Raw genomic sequence first — 18,709 nt, forward strand, 5'->3', positions numbered from 1 at the left:
CGGACCGTGCTCCACTATGTGCGAACTGGCACGTACTGTTAAGGATCTCGCGCCGGCGTGATGTTCGGCGAGGCCGCAATGTTATCTAAGAAAATACGAAACCCTCCCGCTAAACCGGTGGGGTTTGCAGGAGGGTTTCGGTGCGGTGGTGCGAGCTAGCGCCGTCCGACCGATCCAATGGGAAGTGCGCCCTCGTTGGGGCCAGGAGGGCCGTTTTCATAGCCGGCGAACGCGAATTTTTCATTGCCGGACGTGCACACGAGGAATGCTCCAGCGTTGAAGTCGGTCCGGGGTCCATTGCTCGGAGGTCCGAGGTCGATTGTCGTCGAGAAGTTGCTGGCGTTGTTGACAGTGAACTGGGTTGAGGCGCCAGCGTGACCCTTCGTCACCGCCGCGGTGTGCTGACGGGCGATCCAGTCTCGCGCGGCATAAGCCTCGCCGAGGAGGGGCGAGGCGCTGCCGCTCGGCAGGAATGCCAGGATCGGGTTCCAAGCGATGTCCACCGTGAGATCGCCGTTGCCTGCCCCGAGGTTGCCGCTACTGCCGAATCGGTCCAGGGGCTCGGGCTTATGGGCGAAGTTCGCATAATACTGGATCGCGGCTTGGGCGACGGGGGCTGGTGTCACGGTCGCTCCGATGCCGGAACCCCCCTCGGGACCGTCGCATGTCAGCTTCTTGCCGGAAGAGTTATCCACCGTGACGGTCACCTGGCTGAGGTTCGTTTGGGTGACAGTGACCGTGACGCCGGGGAGCGAAGTCACAACGACGTTTCCTGGATTGAGGTCTCCGGGGATGACGTTCTGCGCGGTTGCGGTCGCGGGGAGTGTTGCGGCTACCCATAAGGCGGTGGCGGCGGCGAGTGTGAGGCGGGTGACCGATTTCATGGGATGTCTTTCGTCTGTCACGGCGATCAGGTGGTGGGTACGTAGCCCGGTTCGTAGCCGGCGAACACGTAATCTCGCTGCGGGCTGCCGCTCGTGTTCTTGCAATAGAACATGGCGGCCGCGTCGAAGTCGGTGCGGATGCCGGTAGCTGGGGTCCCGAGCTGGGCCGACCAGTTCACTGTTGCGTTAGCGCTCACGTTGAAGACGGTGGCGCCCCCGACTCGTGGGTCGCCCGTGTGTCCCTTGATTCGGGCGTCATCTTGGGCGGCCTGGATGTTCATGTACTCCGCGCGGGTGTTACCGAGCGGCTCGATCATGCTGCCGGTGGGGAAGTAGTCCAGCATGCTTCCGAAGTTGAGTGGGTCGAGTCTGATCGGCCCGTCAACATCCAGTTCGACACCACCGATCGGCTGGAAGATGTTTCGGGAGTAGTAGGTCATCGACCTCTCCACGATCTTGGCCTCGGTGACTTGCCCCGGATATTCATTCCCGCGGACCCCAGGAACTGCGCAACGGAACGAGTTTCCGGTCGTGTTACGGATAGTTCCGGTGATCTGGGTTGCGGTCGCTGACGCGGGATTGACGGTAACGACGAGTCGGTCACTGTTGGTGATGACCACCGTCCCAGTGTCGATCGCGCCAGGTATCTGAGTGTGCGCGACCGCTGGGACGCTCAGTCCCATGGTGAGGGTGGCCAGTACGGTGAATGTGCGGTGGGCAAAGGTACTCACGGTGTTCTCCTTGATGCGGCGAGGCGTGGCAGCGGGTCGGTGGGTCAGCTGCCGAAGCGCCCGGTCTCGGCGGACGCGATGCTGCCGAGGGGGATGCTCGGCGTGTCCTCCCCGAAATACCCGGAGTACAGGTAGTCCTGTCCACCACGCTGGCAAGCGAACACTGCGGCAGGCCTGAAGTCCGCCGGACGTTCACCCGTCGACGAATGCCCGAGCACCACTGAGAGCGTGGTTCCGCTCCGAGCGGGGATGGACACCGAGGAAACTGGGCCGACGAGGCCGTTCAGCCGTGCTTCCGTGTACAGCTCTCCCAGCCGGCCCGCCTCGCCGAACTCCGGCCGGAGTCCACCGGTCAGGCTGCCCGGAATAAGATCGGTCACACTGCCCAAACCGACTTTGATGCCCATGTTCGTTGCGCCACTGCCGACGTTGACGGGCAGTACTCCGTCGTATGTGTGGAGGTGCTTGGCGTAGTAGTCCACCGTGCGGGCCACGATTTCAGCCGTGGTGACGGTGCCTCCCCGCGTCATCGAATCGGCGGTCTCGCCCCTCATGCCGCTGCAAGTGATGGTGGTGGCTGAGTTGTTCTGCAAGCTCACCCCCACCGTTCCTGCAGTGAGATCTGGAGCGTCGACAGCGATCTGAACCGTCGTGTCGTCTACTACGACGACGCTCCTTCCTGGTGGCACTCCGGGAAGCTGCGCCGATGCAACCGCGCCTGACCCCGCAACGCTCAGGATGGCAGCAGTCGCCGCGAGTCGACCGAGGGTCCGGCTAATGGGCATGCGTCTAGCTCCTGAGTTCCGGTATCGCGCGAACCTGAGCGAAACCTTGGTTCGCAGATGGGGTACGGGAAGTATGCACTTGGGTGACGAAAAACACAATCGTGCAAGGCTGCGCCCCTCCACTGTCTCAAGGTTGCAGGTCGGAGCGTCGAGCTAATGGCTCGGGTGGGATAGTTGGTCGGCAGGAATGTTACTGTGATCCGTATCTCACCGAGCGTTCCGGTGCCGTGTTGTGAGAGATCCCTTTGATCACAGATTCGTTAAGGAGCCCGTTATGGCCAAATGGCGAAAGTCATCGGCCCTCTTCGCAGTCGCGCTCGTGGGCGGAATCGTCTCACCTATTCCGCAGGCTGCAGCCGCCGAGCTGTTCAAAGGGGTAGTTCCAGTTACACACGCATGTCAGACAATCTTCAACGGGACTGACGTTGAAAAGCAGTTCAAAATGGGGATGGGCACGGGGCCGGGCGGTGCGAACTTGGTCGACGTGGAATACCCGCCACAGGTCAAACAAGGCGAGGTGTTCACTGCGTACGTTCAGCCTGGTCCGATGACCACTAGTTCAGGTAACGGCGACGGGTACCAAGCCGGCCGACTGTCTTATGACATCGCACTCCCGACCGACGCCGTGATTCTCGGCGTGCAGTCGATCGGGGGCGAGTCGGAACTCTCGCCAGACACCAGTCCGATCAAGGTGGACCAGTATGCGAATCTCGACGGATTCCCAACCGCCGTCGCCCGTGTCTGGGGGGGCGAGAGCGTGCCGATCAGCAGTGCGACTACAGGCATCATTGAAACCGGCTACTGGAACGCAGGCCTTAGGGTGCGCGGTGGCAAGACATTCCGCTTCCCGAAGCTGGCCATCCGGATGCGCGCTCCCGTGAACCAAGGGGGAAACACGATTGCTGTGGGACTCAAGGGTGCTGGGACTCATCCCAGCGGCAGCGCCACCAACGGAGCTTTGAATACGGTCCAAGGTGCGCACCGTTCCGGCTTTACGATCGGGTCGTATTGGTGGAGTGCACGCTTCTACTGCGGCTCTTCCAACAATGCCAGGACCCTGACCCCGACCGTCGTCAGCACCGACTCCAATGATCGGTACCTTGCGAAGACTTCCACCAGGCTATTGTCCGAGGGCACCCACCTCCCGCGGTCCGGCCGTACGGCGACGCTCAGCGCAGAGGTATCGAGCGATGAAGAGGTCATGGCAAATGTCCGCGGCGGGGGCGCCGAGATGAGATTCGACATCAAGAACAAGGCCACTGGAGCAATCATGGCGTCCCCGACAGCGACGATCGGTACCAATGGTGTCGCATCGGCTTCCTACACGTTCCCGGACCTCGTTGGCCCAGGCTTCCGTAATGAGTATGAGGTCTCCGCCACGTACACCGGTCGACCAAACGACATCGAGCCCAGCACGTCCGCGCCCACGACCTACTCCGTTGGCTACAACGAGATCAACGCTGCCGTCAGCCTGAAGTCGACTAACGGTCAGATCTCGGGCACGCCCGCATCGATGCCCGTCACTCTCACCGCTGATCTGGCCTTGCCCGGTGGTAAGACCTTCCCCGCAGGAATGAGCGTTCAGCTCTATCGCAACGGCGTCGAGTACCGGGCGCCGATCGCGATCACCGCCGGGGGGTCCACTAAGCAGATCCAGTTCCCCGTCGACAACCTACCCCAGGCGAGCAACACCACGACCTATAAGTACACGGCCAAACTTTCGCCGGTCATCATCAACGACCTTGACCGATACGCGGGCGAGACGGCCGTGTCCGTCGCCGCGATCGTTACCGGCACAAACCCGGGATCGCCACTGCCCGGCGGTGGCCACGGATCGCTCGACCTCACCAACTTCTTCAAGATCCCCGAACTGGCATGGGAAGCTATCGGTGGCAGCGTCGGTGAGATGGGCACCCTGTCCGTCAGTATGGGCAAGTAGCGCAGGCGGCGAAGAAGGCCGCTCAGCCGGTTCTCACCACCGCGAACCCGAACGCCTGGCAGAACACTGAGTCCGTGTCGGCAACCGCGCCCGAGGCGAACACCACCTCGCCGGCGAGCGGGACCCGGCATGGCTCGGTGCCGAGGTTCACGACTAGCGCCAGCGACCGGCGGTGGACCACCAGCCAGCGGTCGTCGTCGACTTCGGCGCCGATCTCCACGCGCACTGCACCGAGCCATGGATCGCTCAGTTCCGGCTCGGCCTTGCGCAGGGCGATTAGCTCGCGGTACGTCCGCAGGATCTCGGCGTGCTCATCCTTGGCCTGCTCCGACCGATCCAGTACGGAGCGGCGGAACGTCTCCGGGTCCTGCGGGTCCGCCACGGAGTCCGGATCCCATCCCATTGCCGCGAACTCGCGGGTCCGTCCCCGGCGGACCGCCTCGGCGAGCTCGGGCTCGGGGTGCGAGGTAAAGAAACAGAACGGCGTCCGCGCGCCCCACTCCTCGCCCTGGAACAGCATCGGCGTGAACGGCGAACACAGCACGATCGCCGTCTTCGCCAGTTGCTGCTGCGGGGTGAGGTTCATCGACGGCCGATCGCCGGCCGCGCGGTTCCCCACCTGGTCATGGGTCAGTGTGTACGCCACAAACCGGCTACCGGGCACGCGGTCCACGTCCAGCGGTCGCCCGTGCACGCGCCCGCGGAACGTCGAGAACGTCCCCGCGTGCAGGAACGCACCCGTGAGCACGTGCCGCAGCGCCCCGAGCGACCCGAAGTCGGCGTAGTAGCCCTGCCGCTCCCCGGACACTGCGGCGTGGATGGCGTGGTGCACGTCGTCGTCCCACTGCCCGTCCAGCCCCAGACCGCCGCCCTCGCGCGCGGTGACCAGCCGCGGATCGTTCTGATCCGACTCCGCCACCAGTGACAGCGGCCGACCCAAATGGATGGACAGGGATTCCACCTCCACCGTCAGCTGCTCCAGCAGGTGCACGGCCGAGGCGTCGTGCAGGGCGTGCACCGCATCGAGGCGCAGCGCGTCCACATGGAACTCGTCGAACCAGCGCAGCGCGTTGTCGATGATGTAGCGCCGCACCTCACCCGAATGCTCGCCGTCCAGGTTCAGCCCCGACCCCCATGGCCCGTCGGCCGCTGAAAGATACGGCCCGAACTCGGGCAGGTAGTTCCCCGACGGGCCCAGATGGTTGTACACCACGTCCAGGCACACCCCGAGACCCCGGGCGTGGCAGGCGTCGACGAACTGCTGGAACGCGTCCGGCCCGCCGTAGGGCTCGTGCACCGCGAACCACGCCACCCCGTCATAGCCCCAGCCGTACTCGCCGTTGAACGCGTTGACGGGCATCACCTCGACCATGTCCACGCCCAGGTCCACCAGCTCGTCGAGATGATCGATCGCGCTGGTCAGCGTCCCGCCGGCCGAGAAGGTGCCCACGTGTAGCTCGTAGATCACCGACCCGGCGAGCTGCCGCCCCGTCCAGGCCTGGTCCGTCCAGCGGGACGGGTCGAGGCGATGCACCCGCGACAGTCCGTGCACCCCGTTCGGTTGGCGCGGCGACCGCGGGTCGGGCCGCGGCGGCCTCACCTCGTCGTCGTCGCCGGTCACCACGAACCCGTAGTCCCTGCCCTGCTCCCGGGGGACCTCGCATGTCCACCAGCCGCCTGAAGCGCGGCGCATCGGGACCGGGTCGGCGTCGGGGGAGTCCAGGACGAGCCCGATCGCACGGGCTTTTGGCGACCAGACGGAGAACGCCCCCTCGTGCGGGTCGGCTGGCGCTGGAGCGGCGGTGGCGGTCGGGGTCGAGTGGCTCGGTGGGGTCACAGCGTCCAGCGTAGGGAAATCGCGCGGCCCCGGGGAGAGGGTGGCCGGCGCCCACCGGCCACCGGCAGCGATACTTGGGACATGACCGATTCGCCCCGCGTGCTCCGGCTCACCGCCGGACCGGACGTGACGGGGGAGTACGAGGAGAAGCGCTCCAGGTTCGTGGCCGTGCTGAGACGGTGCGACGACGAGGACGACGCCCGCGCCCTGATCGCTGAACTCCGGACAGCGCACCCGTCCGCTCGTCACCACTGCAGCGCCTTCATCGTGGACGTCCCCGGAGCCAGCCGAATCGAGCGGAGCAACGACGACGGCGAACCGTCCGGCACCGCCGGCACTCCCATGCTGGACGTCCTCCGGGGAAGTGGCCTGACCGGGGTGTGCGCAGTGGTGGTCCGGTGGTTCGGCGGCACCAAGCTGGGGACCGGAGGGCTCGCCCGGGCCTACTCGGCGGCAGTGTCCGAGGCGGTCGACGCGGCGTGGCGGGACGGTCGTGTAGTGGAGGTGGCCAGCACCCCCTCGTGGACGGCCGAGGTCGACCACGCCGTGGCTGGTGGACTCGAGGGGGCGCTGCGCTCGGCCGGCGCCCGGGTGATGGGTGTCGACTACGGGCGGCGGGTGACGCTGACCGTGGCCGGCGAGCTCGACGTCCTCGGCCCGATCCTGGCGGCCCGCACTTCGGGCGGGGTCGAATGGGAGGCAGCCGGCGTGGCCACCAGCGAGAACGCGGCTGGACGCCGGGATATGGGATCCTGACTGCATGAGCATGCAGCCGTACCAGCACAACTCGATCGAGCAGCAGAAGCAGCAGGTCCGCAAGGATGCGCGCACCACCGCGATCGCGCTGGGTGTGACGGCTGTGTCGCTGCCGATCGCGCTGTTCGCGAGCTCGTTCTTTACGGTGGTGGCGATCCTGGCAGCCATAGTCGCGATCTACAACGGCAACAAGGTCCGCAAGGCCATCTCAGGCAAGCCGAACCAGAACCGCGAACTGTACTGATCCGGCCACCGCCCGGGTCAACCGTGGCGGCGCACGACGTCCGACAGGTCCGCGCGCTCGGCTCGGAAAGTATTGGCCGGATGGTCCGCGTCGGCGTAGCCGAAAGCGATCCCGCAGACGATGAGCCGGTCCTCGGGGATGTGCAGGTGCTCGCGAACCGCATCCGAGTAGAGGGCGATCGCTGCCTGCGCGCAGGTGGCTACCCCCAGTGACGTGGCGGCCGCGAGGAACGTCGACACGTAGCCTCCGCAATCGACCGCCCCGTAGGTGCCCAAGCCCGCGTCCGAGGTGATGACCGCGACATGCGGGGCGCCGAAAAAACGGTAGTTCTCCAACATCTGATGCAGCCGCGCCTCCTTGTCCGTCCGCTCGATCCCGAGGGCCGAATAGAGGCCCAGGCCGCTGGCCCGGCGGCGATCGGCGTACACGCCGTCGTAGCGCTCCGGAGCCGGCAGGTCCGAGCGCATGCCGTTGGAGAGCACGTGGTCGGTGAGGTGCTTGCCGAATGCGGCCGTCGCCTGGCCCGTTACCAGCTCGACCTGCCAGGCCTGGGAGTTGCACCACGACGCCGTGCGCTGGGCCATCCGGAGGATCCGCTCGATCGTCTCCTCCGGAACCGGCTCGGAGGTGAACCCCCGACAGCTGTAGCGGTCGTTGAGGAGCTGCTCGAGCGTGGCGGCGGCGTCGGTCATGGGCCCTCCAGGGTAAAACTCACGGAAAGTGTGAGCCCAGTCTTCCACGAGGCCCGCACCGGCCCGGGGGAGGCCGCGACTGCGGTTATCCTCGGGCCATGGGTGTTCGCGTGGACGCGTGGACGTGGTCGGTGCGGTTGTTCCCGTCGCGGACCAAGGCGGCAGCCGCCTGCCGGGGCGGTCACGTCAAGGTCAACGGCGAGGCGGTGCAGCCGTCGAAGAGCATCGTGCCGGGCGACCGTGTGCAGGTAACCGGGACTCTGGGACGGATCCGTATCCTTGAGGTGGTCCAGACTGTCAGTAAGCGGGTCGGCGCCCCGGTGGCCGCGACCTGCTACATCGACCATTCACCCCCGCCACCGCCCAAGGAGGTACTGGCCTCCCAGCCGCGACGCGACCGGGGAACCGGGCGCCCCACCAAGCGCGAGCGGCGCGAGACCGACCGCTTGCTCGGTCGCGGGTAACGGTCCCGCCGGCCGGGTCTCAGTCGCCCCAGGGGGGGGCGGCGTCAATCGTCCTCGCGGACAATCACCACCACGGCGGACTCGGCTAACAACTCGCCGAGATCGACGCGCCCCGAGACCGTCGCCCCGTCCGGACGGACCGACCACGACCCCTCCGGCAGCAGCACTGCGGTTCCGGTGAACTCCTCTGCGGACAGCACTGCGGTGCGGCGTCGCGCGATCATGCCGACACCAGCCCGGCCCTCGACAGTCCGGGTGAACGCCACCACGTCCGAGGCGGCGGGGCCGTGCACGGGGATCGGCACGTACGCCCCTGAGGTCAAGGCCGCGGGATTCGCTCGGCGCAGCCGAAGAAGCTCACGGACCAGCACGAACTTCGGGTGTCCTGCCCGGGCGACGGCGCCGGAGCGCAATGTGCCATAGTCCACGAACCGCCGATTGTCTGGGTCGACCAGCGAGTCTTCCCACACTTCCGTGCCCTGGTAGACGTCCGGGATTCCGGGGCCGAGCAGTTGCACGGCCTTGGCGATCAGCGAGTTGTCCCGCCCCGCCGGCGCGATACGCTCGACGAACGGACCGAGAATACGCCCGCCGGAGTTGACCAGTGTATCGATCCACCGGTGCATTCCGGACTCGAAGTCGGCGTCCTGATCGGTCCACGTGGTGTGAACGGCGGCCTCGCGCAGCGACTTGTCGGCGTAGTCGTGGAGGCGCGACCTCAACCCGTCGGTCGGGCCGCCCAGCTCGGGCCATACGCCCACGATCACCTGGAGCAGGAAGTACCCGGCGTCCTCGGCGGGCGGGGGAAACTCGGCGAACACTCGCGAGACGAGGTCGGCCCACTCGTCGGGGACCTGCGAGAGCACCGAGATCCGTGCACGAACGTCCTCGCCCCGCTTGGTGTCGTGGGTGCTCAGCGCCGTCATCGCCAGGGGGGTGACGCGCGCACGCTCGGCCATCGACAGGTGGAACGCCTCGACCGGCAGACCCATGTGCCCGGGCGAACCGCCGACCTCGTTGAGCGAGACCAGACGTCCGAGCCGGTAGAACAGCCGGTCCTCCTCTGCCTTGGCGGTGGCGGCGCCGGTCACCTGCGCGAGCCGGGTCGACGCCTCCCCGCCGCGGGCCAGCGATCCGGCCACGAGCACGAGCGCGGGCCCGAGTTCGGGTCGCTGCCGGCGCAACTCCGCCAGGATCGTGGGCAGGGTGCCGCGCAGGACGGGGTAGTCGGCGCGATAGAACGGCGTGTGGGCGATCACCGAGATCAGCGATTCCCGGAGCAGGGACTCCTCGACGTCGTCGCTCACCGACCCGTCATGCTCCGTCGCGGCCTCGCGGCGCACTGCGCGCGCCAAGCGAGCCAACTCAGGCGCCAAGTCCTCCGCAACGATCTGCCGCTTGAGTTCGGCGGACTGCGCGTGGACCTGCTCCTCGTCGCCGGGGCCGCCGCTGTACCGTCGCGACAGCTCCGACAGCCGGCCCTCGCCACGCTCGTCGACGATCAGCTGGTCGATCAGCCGGAGGGCGTCATACCCGGTGGTGCCGTCGACGGGCATGGCCGGCTCGAGCACCTCGGGCGGGGTTGTACGAGTACCGGGCGCGAGGATCTTTTCCACCAGCAGCACGCGGTCGTCGCCGGCGAGCTCTCGTAGGCGACGCGCGTAGCCGACGGGGTCGGCGAGCCCGTCCGGGTGATCGACCCGGATGGCGTCGACGAGGTCCTCCTCGCACCAGCGACGCACCTCGGTGTGGGTGGCGTCAAAGACCTCGGGGTCCTCTTGGCGCAGCCCCGCGAGGCCAGTGACGGTGAAGAACCGCCGGTAGCCCAGCAGCGGTTCGCGCCAGTGGACGAGCCGGTAGTGCTGGCGGTCATGGACCTGCTGGGCGGTGCCGTCCCCGGTGCCCGGCGCGACCGGGAACCGGTGGTCGTAGAAGTGCAGCTCGGCCTTGGCCGCGGACGTGTCAGACGGGGGGACGACGACGAGGTCGGCCACGTCGTCCGGAGATCCCAGAACAGGGATGGCGATCTTTCCGTCGGCCCCGTTTTCCGGTTCGGTATCGAAATCGAAGAACGAGAAGTACGGGGAGTCGGGGCCCCGCCGGAGCGCGTCCCACCACCACGGGTTGGCAGCCGGCTCGGCCACGCCGAGGTGATTGGGAACGATGTCCACGACCAGACCCAGCCCGTGGGCCCGGCACGCCGCGCGCAGTGAACGCAGTGCGTCGATCCCGCCGAGCTCGGCCGAGACGGTGGTGGGGTCCACGACGTCGTAGCCGTGAGTGGATCCGGGTGTGGCGGTCATGATGGGTGAGAGGTACACCGCGCCCACGCCCAGGTCGGACAGGTAGGGCACAAGGTTCTCGGCGTCGGCCAGGGTGAAGCCATGGCCGTCGGGATCCGAGGCGGGGGTGCGTAGTTGGAGCCGGTATGTGCTGGACACCCGGTCGATCCGCGACGGGCCGCTCATGCTCAGCGCAGCTTCCGGAGGACGACGGTGCTGCGGCCGGCCACCGAGACCGCGCCGTCGGCCGGCAGTTCCCCGTTGTGCTCGCCCACGTAGCTGGCCGTGTCGAGGACCTTCTCCCAGGCGTCCGCGTAGTCGGCGCCGAGCAGTGCGAAGTCGATGGGTTCGTGGTGGGCGTTGAAGAGCATGAGGAACGAGTCGTCGACAATCCGCTGGCCGCGCTCGTCCGGTTCGCGGATGCCCTCGCCGTTGAGGTAGACGCCGAGCGACTTGCCGAACCCGGAGTCCCAGTCCTTACTTGTCATCTCCGAGCCGTCGGGCGCGAACCATGCGATGTCCCGAGGATCCTCCTCGCCGCGGACGGGGGCGCCGAAGAACCGGCGGCGCCGGAAGACGGGATGGTCTTTGCGGAGCGTGAGCAGTGAGCGGGTGAACTCGAGGAGATCTTCCTGTTCCGCGTCGAGGTCCCAGTTCATCCAGGAGATCTCGTTGTCCTGGCAGTACACGTTGTTGTTTCCGCCCTGGGTGCGCGCGATCTCGTCACCGTGGGCGATCATCGGCGTGCCCTGCGACAGGATGAGCGTGGTGAGCAGGTTGCGCCGCTGCCGGTGGCGCAGGTCGAGCACGTCCGGGTCGTCCGTCGGACCCTCGACGCCGCAGTTCCAGGAACGGTTGTGGCTCTCGCCGTCGTTGCCGTCCTCGCCGTTGGCGTCGTTGTGCTTGTCGTTGAAGCTGACCAGGTCGTTGAGGGTGAACCCGTCGTGAGCGGTGACGAAGTTGATCGACGCCGTCGGACGTCGGCCGGTCGCCTCGTAGAGGTCCGAGGACCCGGTCAGCCGGGAGGCGAATTCGCCCAGCGTTGCGGGCTCGCCGCGCCAGAAGTCACGGACGGTGTCGCGGAACTGCCCGTTCCACTCGGTCCATAGGGGAGGGAAGTTGCCTACCTGGTAGCCGCCCTCGCCGACATCCCACGGCTCGGCGATGAGCTTGACCTGGCTGACGATCGGATCCTGCTGGACCAGGTCGAAGAAGGACGACAGCCGGTCCACCTCGTGCAGGCCGCGGGCCAGGGTCGAGGCGAGGTCGAAGCGGAACCCGTCGACGTGCATGTCGAGGATCCAGTACCGCAGGGAGTCCATGATGAGCTGCAGCGAGTGTGGGTGCCGGACGTTGAGGGTGTTCCCGGTGCCCGTGTAGTCCATGTAGTACTTCTCGTCGCCCTCGACCAGCCGGTAGTAGGCCTGGTTGTCGATGCCCCGGAAACCGATGGTGGGCCCCAGGTGGTTCCCCTCGGCGGTGTGGTTGTAGACCACGTCGAGGATCACCTCGATGCCGGCCTCGTGGAAGGCCTTGACCATGGCCTTGAACTCGCTCACGGCGTCGCCGGGCTGCTTGGCGAAGGCGTACTCGTTGTGCGGTGCGAGGAACCCGAAGCTGTTGTAACCCCAGTAGTTGCGCAGACCCTTGTCGATCAATGGCTGATCGTGCATGAATTGGTGGACCGGCATCAGTTCGATCGCGGTGACGCCCAGGTCGGTGAGGTAGTCGATGATCGCTGGGTGGCTCATTCCCGCGTATGTGCCCCGCATCTCGGCGGGGATCTCGGGGTGGGTAGCGGTCATGCCCTTGACGTGCGCCTCGTAGATCACCGTGTTGTGATATTCGTGTCCCGGGGCGCGGTCGTTGCCCCAGTCGAAGTAGGGGTTGATCACGACGGTGGTCATGGTGTGTCCGAGCGAGTCGTCGGTGTTGCGCTCGTCCGGGTTGTCGAGGTCGTAGCTGTGCAGGCTCGGGTGACCGTCGAAGGTCCCGTCGAACGCTTTGCCGTAGGGGTCGAGCAGGAGCTTGGACGCGTCGCAACGCAGGCCGCTGTCGGGATCGTATGGTCCGTGGACGCGGAAGCCGTACCGCTGGCCCGGCGTCACCCCGAACAGGTAGCAGTGCCAGATGTGGTAGTCGACCTCGGTGAGCTCGACCCGCTGCTCGGTGCCGTCCTCGTCGATGAGGCACAGCTCAACACGGTCGGCGACCTCGGAGAACAGGGCGAAGTTAGTGCCGGTGCCGTCGTAGGTGGCCCCCAGCGGGTAGGGGGTTCCGGGCCAGGCGCGGATGAGCTCCGGGGCGGACTGCGTCAGGTCGTCTTGGGTCACGATGCCCAAGGGTAGTGCCTATCCGGCGTCGAGTGAGTCGCTGCGCAGGCGGGAGCGGGTCACCACCAGCCGGTGGCGGAGCCCATCTGACGTGCCAGCTCGCCGGAGGCGGACCGGACCCACGACCCCGAGAGGTGGTGGGAATCGTGGTAAACGATCACGTTACCCACCACGGCGGGGCAGAACTCGGGGTCGCACAGTCCGTCGGTGAGGTCGAGCAGGCGTACCGAGTCGATGCCCGCTCCGGCCAGCGCGGCAGGGTTGATGGGGGAGATCGAGCGCTCCCGGGGCATTCCGCACTCTTCCGGGCTCCCGCCGTCGCCGAGGCAGTCTCCGGCGCGGATCGGGCCGCGGCCCCTGTTGAGCCACGGGGTGTCTCGGACGGCCAGGACACCGATGCCCTGGTCGCCGAGTGCGCGCCACAGGTCCACGTATTGGCGCGGGGTGACATCGGGGCCCACGACGCCGACGGGCCGGGTGGCGGTGGTGAACACGAAGTCGGGTCCCAGCCCGACGAGGGCGGCGAGCGCTTCGGGGGTCCACTGGGCGCAGCTCTCGTACAGGGGTTCGTCGGCGTCGGAAACCGAGGCGTCCAGGGTGAGCGGGCAGCCCATCTTCAGGACGGTGACCACCCGGAAACCGTAGTGCCGGCCTACCTCGTCGAGTCCGCTGATCCAGTGCTCGGCGTGGGAACCGCCCGTCAGTGCGACGGTGCGCGGGGAGGTGACGTCGCCGTACACGCACATCTTGACTTCGGTGGACTCGAAGTCGGAGATGCAGTCGTCCAGCGTGCTCGCCGGCAGGTCGTTGCCGACCTGGAGCAGGGAGGGAACGTACGGGACGTCGTCGGGCACGGGGACGTCCTCGAAGAACGCCCGCGCTCCGGGGTGGTCGGGGTCGGTGAGGGAGTCGACGTAGGGCACGGCCGAGCGGGAGGCGGACGTGGCGCCCCACCAGCCGACGGTGCCGAGGCTGGCGACGGCGGCGACGACGACGAGCACGCTCGCGGCGACGAACCGCTTCTGCTCACGGGCCGACCGGACCGGGCCGCCCCGGCGCTTATCGCGTTCGGCGGCGGCCGGGGTGGAGCCTCCCCGCGCCCGGCTGGCCATCCGCACCGGGCGTTCGATGTACTTCTCCGTGATGAGCGCTAACACGATCGAGATCGCGACGATCGTCACTCCGGAGACCAGTGTGATCTCGGCGTCGCGGTCGTGGGAGAGCCACAGGATGAGTAGTGGCCAGTGCCAGAGGTAGAGCGAGTACGAGATGTCTCCGAGCCGGCGGAACCCCCGGGCGGACAGCAGCCAGGTGACCGGGTCCTTCCACGGGGTGGCTCGCTGGCCGGGCGGCAGGTTGCCCCCGAGGACGATGAGAAGTGCTCCGCCGATGGGGTACCAGGCGAGTGGGCCTGGGAAGTAGCTGGCGCCGTCAAAGAAGAAGCCGGTGCTCACCACCAGGAATAGTCCGGCGGCCGTGGTGAGCAGGCGTAGCGGCCAGGGTAAGACGACCCCGGCGAGGACGATGGCTACCAGCCCACCGACCAACAATTCCCACATACGGGCGCCGGTGTCATAGTAATTCCACGCCTGGTTGCTGGCCTGCCCGAGGACGGCCCACCACGCGGATGCGACGGTTCCTGCCGCGACGACCCCCACGAGCAGCCATTTCGGGCTACCTCGGCGGATGACCAGACGCCACAGTGCGGTCCCGCCCAGGATCACCGCGAGGGCCACTAGGTAGAACTGCCCCTGGACCGACATGGACCACAGGTGCTGCAGCGGCGAGATCGTCGCGTCGGCAGCGGCGTAGTCCGCTGCGGTCAGCGCGAGTTTCCAGTTCTGGTAGTACAGCAGCGAGGCGACGGTCTGCTCGAAGATCGCCGACCACTGAGTGGGCGGCTTGATGAGCATCGTGCCCAGCACGGTGGCGGCGACCGTCACGACCAGGGCCGGGTAGAGCCTGCGGACCAGCCTCTTCAGGTGCGGCAAGGGGTTGACCGAGCTGCCCGGGTCGCCAGCGCCGCGCAGGAGCGAGCCGACGAAGAAGAAGCCGGACAGAGAGAGGAAGACGTCCACGCCGCCGGAAACCCGGCCCATCCAGATGTGGAAGACCACCACGAGCGCGATCGCGAGGCCCCGGAGACCGTCGATATCGTGACGGTAGGCCATCTTCCCACGACGCCGGCTGGCCGGCGCTGGAGGAGAGATGGTGGCCACTGGCGGGTACTCCCTGACGTGTCGTCCGGTTGGTCGGTTGGGGCCCGGCCCGGCGATCGGGCACCGTGCCGTAGGCCGGCGGAGCCGGGTCCGATTAGACCACAACGGGTCGATACCACGGGCATTGGTACAGTCCGTGCGCATGACCAGGCCGTCGTTGTCGATCTCTGCCGCCCACCCGGGCGGCGCGGTCTCGCGCGCGGCGCTCTCCCTACTCGGCGTGGTGGGCCCCTTCCTCGTCGCGGTGCTGCTCTGGATCGTCGCTGCGCCCCGCGCGGAGCTCCTGTCGGTGGGCGACGGTCGGGGCATCCGTCTACCGGAGTCGGGGGCGGACGGCGGCAGCCAGTTGCTCACGCTGAGCGTCCTGATGGGCTTCGCGAGCGTGTGCGCCGTGCTGGTCCTGTGGCAGCGACATCCGCACCTGCGGCGGCCGGGGGGCGTCCCCGCGCTCGCGCTGTTGCCGGGCGTGACCTGCGCGGTAGCCGCCGCGGCTGCCTCCCCGTTAGCCCACGTGCTGGCCGCTCCGCCGACGGACGCCCCCTACGGTCAACTGGTCCGTCAAGCCCCGGCGGCGGGGGAACTGTTCTTCGACCGCATGTTTTTTGCCACGACGGGCCCTGCGTGGGACTGGTTCCCCCCAGGCCTCGACTGGGTGGTCTTCGGGGTGATGATCGCGGCATTCACGGTGGCGGTCTTGGCGTACGCCAGTCCCTCGGTCCAGCTGCGCGACGACTGACGGCCCCTCACCACCCACTGCCGGTCGGCGGACGCAGTGTCGCGAATTGGTCCGTGATCCGTAGCCGCCTCTCGGCGAACCGGTATAACGCTGCGGGTCGCCCGCCAGTCGGCCCGGGGGGAGCGCTGCGCCCGCACGGCACGAGCTCACCGCGTCGGGTCAGCACCCTCTGCAGGTTGGTCGGGTCCACCTGGTGGCCGAGCGCGGCGCCGTAGAGCTGGGCGAGGAAGGACAGTGTGAACTCCTCGGGCGCCAGGGCGAACCCCAGGGTGGAGTAGGAAAGCTTGGCCGCCAGGCGTGCCCGGGCGCGATCGACGATCTCGGAGTGGTCGTAGGCGGTGTCGGGGAGTTGGTCGATCCGGAACCAGGCGGTGTCTTCGGGGATGGTCGGGTCCGCGTCGCAGGGGAGGACGCCGAGGAATCCGGAGGCGAACACTCGACGCCCGGGCACCCGGGCTGGGTCGGAGAACTCGGCGACGGATTCCAGATGACTCAGCGATCGCACATCGACCTTCTCGGCGAGCTGCCGGGTGGCGGAGGTGGGCAGGTCCTCGTCGTCGCGGACCTCGCCACCGGGCAGGGCCCACCGGCCAGCGGCGGGCCCGAGGGAGTGCTGCCACAGAAGCACGTGGAGTGCCGGCGAGGTGGCGCCCGGGACCGGCCGGACCTGGGTCACCACGACGAGCACCTCGTGACCGGTGTTACACTGCTTCATGTTTTCGATTGTAGGTCGAAAACGGGCCGGTGGCGTACCGGTCCGCACGACTCACCCGGGAGGGGGCAGCGTTGAGCACTGCCACAGGACACAGCACTGCGGTCGATCACAGCACCACGGCCGATCACGGCACGACGGTCGCCCCGCGGCCGGACGTCGACTCGGGCCGGCTCTACTCGCCGCTGGCCGAGAAGATCCGCCATGACGGCTCGGTGTACACAGGCGTCGAGCCCGACGCTGAGTGGGCCTCCGAGATCCGCCGCCTGGCGGCCGAGCGAGATGCGGTGATCCTCGCCCACAACTACGAGGTCCCCGCGATCCAGGACATCGCCCACCACGTGGGGGACTCCCTTGCACTGTCGCGCATCGCCGCGGCAGCCGAACAGTCGACCATCATCTTCTGCGGCGTTCACTTCATGGCCGAGACCGCAAAGATCCTCTCGCCGGACAAGACGGTCCTCATCCCCGACGAGGCCGCGGGCTGCTCCCTGGCCGACTCCATCACTGCGGAGCAGCTGGCGGAGTGGAAGTCCGAGCATCCTGACGCCGTGGTGGTCTCCTACGTCAACACCACCGCCGCGGTGAAGGCCCTCACCGACATCTGCTGCACCAGCTCGAACGCCGTCGATGTGGTCGAGTCGATCGACCCGGACCGCGAGGTGCTGTTCCTGCCCGATCAGTTTCTCGGCGCCCACGTCCGGCGCAAGACCGGTCGCGACAACGTCCTCGTGTGGGCTGGCGAGTGCCACGTCCACGCCGCGATCAACGGCGACCAGCTCACTGCGAAGTCCGAGGCGCATCCCGGCGCCGAGCTGTTCGTTCACCCTGAGTGCGGCTGCGCCACGAGCGCGCTGCACCTGGCCACGGAGGGCGCGGTCCCCGCGGACCAGGTCAAGATCTTGTCCACTGGTGGAATGGTCGATGCGGCTCGCGCCTCGGGTGCGCGTGAGGTCCTGGTGGCGACCGAGGTCGGGATGATCCACCAGCTGCGCAAGGCCGCGCCGGAGATCGACTTCCTGCCGGTCAACGACCAGGCCAGCTGTCCGTACATGAAGATGATCACCCCGACTGCGCTGCTGCGTGCCCTCGTAGAGGGGGCCGACGAGGTGCACGTCGACCCTGTTACGGCCGAGGCCGCGCGCGGGTCCGTCGAGCGGATGATCGCCATTGGCAACCCGGGGTCGGGGGAGTGAGCGGGGCGACGTCCGGGGGCGACGACGAGGAATTCTTCGACGCCAGTACGCGCGCCGACGCCCTGGTCGCGGTCCGTCGTGCCCTCGAGGAGGACCTGCGATACGGCCCGGATGCCACCTCGCTGGCGACGGTGCCCGCGGACGCCCGCGCTACGGCCCGCCTGGCTACCCGGTCTGACGGGGTGGTGGCCGGGATGCCGCTGATCGAGATGGTTCTCGCTGAGGTGCTCGGCGAGGGGTTCTCGGTGACGCTGCACGCCCGCGACGGCGATCGCGTCTCGGCCGGTGACGTGGTGGCCGAGATCAGCGCACCGACGCTCGGCCTGCTCACCGCAGAGCGGACCCTGCTCAACCTCGTGTGTCACCTGTCCGGGGTGGCCACGGCGACCCGCGCCTGGGTCGATGCGATCTCCGGGACCGATTGCGCTGTGCGTGACACCCGCAAGACCATGCCAGGGATGCGGTTGCTGCAGAAGTACGCGGTGCGCTGCGGCAGCGGGGTCAACCACCGCCTCGGCCTCGGCGACGCGGTGCTGGTCAAGGACAACCACGTAGTCGCCGCCGGCGGTGTTCTCCCCGCGCTGGCTGCGGTACGCGAGCGATTCCCGGACCTCCCCTGCGAGGTCGAGGTGGACTCCCTGGGCCAGCTCGACCAGATGCTGGACGCGGGAGTTGATCTCGTGCTGCTGGACAATTTCCCCGTCTGGCAGACACAGATCGCAGTACAGCGTCGCGACAAGGTCTCGCCGGGCACTCGGATCGAGTCCAGCGGAGGCCTGACGCTCGACTCGGCCGCGGACTACGCGCGCTGCGGGGTCGACTTCCTTGCGGTCGGGGCCCTGACACACTCCGTCGCGGTCCTCGATCTGGGGCTGGACATGTGAGGTCCGCCCCACCGC

General features: G+C 67.7%; 16 protein-coding genes. 7 read left to right on the top strand and 9 right to left on the bottom strand.

Going from position 1 to position 18,709, the window contains the following annotated elements; translation table 11 throughout:
- Positions 1-155 precede the first annotated feature (155 nt).
- The 3 genes from FQ137_RS13915 to FQ137_RS13925 form a co-directional block, all read right to left on the bottom strand.
- On the bottom strand, positions 156-761 hold the full coding sequence (locus FQ137_RS13915) for a hypothetical protein (protein WP_149293188.1): 606 nt from the start codon (positions 759-761) through the stop codon (positions 156-158).
- 149 nt (positions 762-910) lie between these two features.
- Complete coding sequence (locus FQ137_RS13920; protein ID WP_149293189.1) at positions 911-1,615, bottom strand: hypothetical protein; 705 nt, start codon at positions 1,613-1,615, stop codon at positions 911-913.
- Positions 1,616-1,659: 44 nt separating this feature from the next.
- Complete coding sequence (locus FQ137_RS13925; protein WP_149293190.1) at positions 1,660-2,400, bottom strand: hypothetical protein; 741 nt, start codon at positions 2,398-2,400, stop codon at positions 1,660-1,662.
- A 274-nt stretch (positions 2,401-2,674) separates the two neighbouring features.
- On the opposite strand from FQ137_RS13925, the gene FQ137_RS13930 reads away from it, so the two are divergent.
- Positions 2,675-4,339 carry a hypothetical protein gene (locus FQ137_RS13930; RefSeq protein WP_149293191.1) on the top strand — a complete coding sequence of 555 codons (1,665 nt, stop codon included), beginning with the start codon at positions 2,675-2,677 and terminating at the stop codon, positions 4,337-4,339.
- A 22-nt stretch (positions 4,340-4,361) separates the two neighbouring features.
- Here the strand turns inward: FQ137_RS13930 and treZ are convergent, their stop codons facing one another.
- Positions 4,362-6,176 carry a malto-oligosyltrehalose trehalohydrolase gene (treZ, locus tag FQ137_RS13935; protein WP_149293192.1) on the bottom strand — a complete coding sequence of 605 codons (1,815 nt, stop codon included), beginning with the start codon at positions 6,174-6,176 and terminating at the stop codon, positions 4,362-4,364.
- An 81-nt stretch (positions 6,177-6,257) separates the two neighbouring features.
- Between treZ and FQ137_RS13940 the strand changes: the two genes are divergently transcribed.
- Positions 6,258-6,932, top strand: a complete 675-nt coding sequence (locus tag FQ137_RS13940) for a YigZ family protein (RefSeq protein ID WP_149293193.1) — start codon at positions 6,258-6,260, stop codon at positions 6,930-6,932.
- Positions 6,933-6,936: 4 nt separating this feature from the next.
- On the top strand, positions 6,937-7,176 hold the full coding sequence (locus FQ137_RS13945; RefSeq protein ID WP_149293194.1) for a hypothetical protein: 240 nt from the start codon (positions 6,937-6,939) through the stop codon (positions 7,174-7,176).
- 17 nt (positions 7,177-7,193) lie between these two features.
- Here FQ137_RS13945 and FQ137_RS13950 read toward each other — a convergent pair whose 3' ends face one another.
- Positions 7,194-7,868, bottom strand: coding sequence for a nitroreductase (locus FQ137_RS13950; protein ID WP_149293195.1), 675 nt, complete (start codon positions 7,866-7,868; stop codon positions 7,194-7,196).
- 98 nt (positions 7,869-7,966) lie between these two features.
- Between FQ137_RS13950 and FQ137_RS13955 the strand changes: the two genes are divergently transcribed.
- Positions 7,967-8,332: an RNA-binding S4 domain-containing protein gene (locus FQ137_RS13955; protein ID WP_149293196.1), complete on the top strand. Its 366-nt coding sequence runs from the start codon at positions 7,967-7,969 to the stop codon at positions 8,330-8,332.
- A 44-nt stretch (positions 8,333-8,376) separates the two neighbouring features.
- Here the strand turns inward: FQ137_RS13955 and treY are convergent, their stop codons facing one another.
- Genes treY through FQ137_RS13970 form a run of 3 tightly spaced genes read right to left on the bottom strand, consistent with a single transcriptional unit; the run spans position 8,377 to position 15,166 of the window.
- A complete protein-coding gene (gene treY / locus FQ137_RS13960) occupies positions 8,377-10,800 on the bottom strand; it encodes a malto-oligosyltrehalose synthase (protein ID WP_149293197.1) in 2,424 nt (807 codons plus the stop codon).
- Positions 10,801-10,802: 2 nt separating this feature from the next.
- A complete protein-coding gene (glgX, locus tag FQ137_RS13965; RefSeq protein WP_255584368.1) occupies positions 10,803-12,947 on the bottom strand; it encodes a glycogen debranching protein GlgX in 2,145 nt (714 codons plus the stop codon).
- Between the two features lie 59 nt (positions 12,948-13,006).
- Positions 13,007-15,166 (bottom strand): acyltransferase family protein, encoded by a 2,160-nt coding sequence (locus tag FQ137_RS13970; RefSeq protein ID WP_255584369.1) that lies wholly within the window; start codon positions 15,164-15,166, stop codon positions 13,007-13,009.
- 142 nt (positions 15,167-15,308) lie between these two features.
- On the opposite strand from FQ137_RS13970, the gene FQ137_RS13975 reads away from it, so the two are divergent.
- The gene (locus tag FQ137_RS13975) at positions 15,309-15,902 is read left to right on the top strand and encodes a hypothetical protein (protein ID WP_149293198.1); all 594 of its coding nucleotides are present in this window, start codon (positions 15,309-15,311) and stop codon (positions 15,900-15,902) included.
- A gap of 7 nt (positions 15,903-15,909) precedes the next feature.
- Here the strand turns inward: FQ137_RS13975 and FQ137_RS13980 are convergent, their stop codons facing one another.
- Positions 15,910-16,617 (bottom strand): NUDIX domain-containing protein, encoded by a 708-nt coding sequence (locus FQ137_RS13980; protein WP_149293199.1) that lies wholly within the window; start codon positions 16,615-16,617, stop codon positions 15,910-15,912.
- A gap of 182 nt (positions 16,618-16,799) precedes the next feature.
- Between FQ137_RS13980 and nadA the strand changes: the two genes are divergently transcribed.
- Together nadA and nadC are read left to right on the top strand one after the other, a co-directional pair.
- A complete protein-coding gene (gene nadA / locus FQ137_RS13985) occupies positions 16,800-17,810 on the top strand; it encodes a quinolinate synthase NadA (RefSeq protein WP_188065083.1) in 1,011 nt (336 codons plus the stop codon).
- Positions 17,807-18,694 (top strand): carboxylating nicotinate-nucleotide diphosphorylase, encoded by an 888-nt coding sequence (gene nadC, locus FQ137_RS13990; RefSeq protein ID WP_370452403.1) that lies wholly within the window; start codon positions 17,807-17,809, stop codon positions 18,692-18,694. Before nadA ends, nadC begins: the two co-directional genes overlap by 4 nt.
- Positions 18,695-18,709: the final 15 nt, after the last annotated feature.

Source organism: Dietzia sp. ANT_WB102 (genome assembly GCF_008369165.1).
GTDB lineage: Bacteria > Actinomycetota > Actinomycetes > Mycobacteriales > Mycobacteriaceae > Dietzia.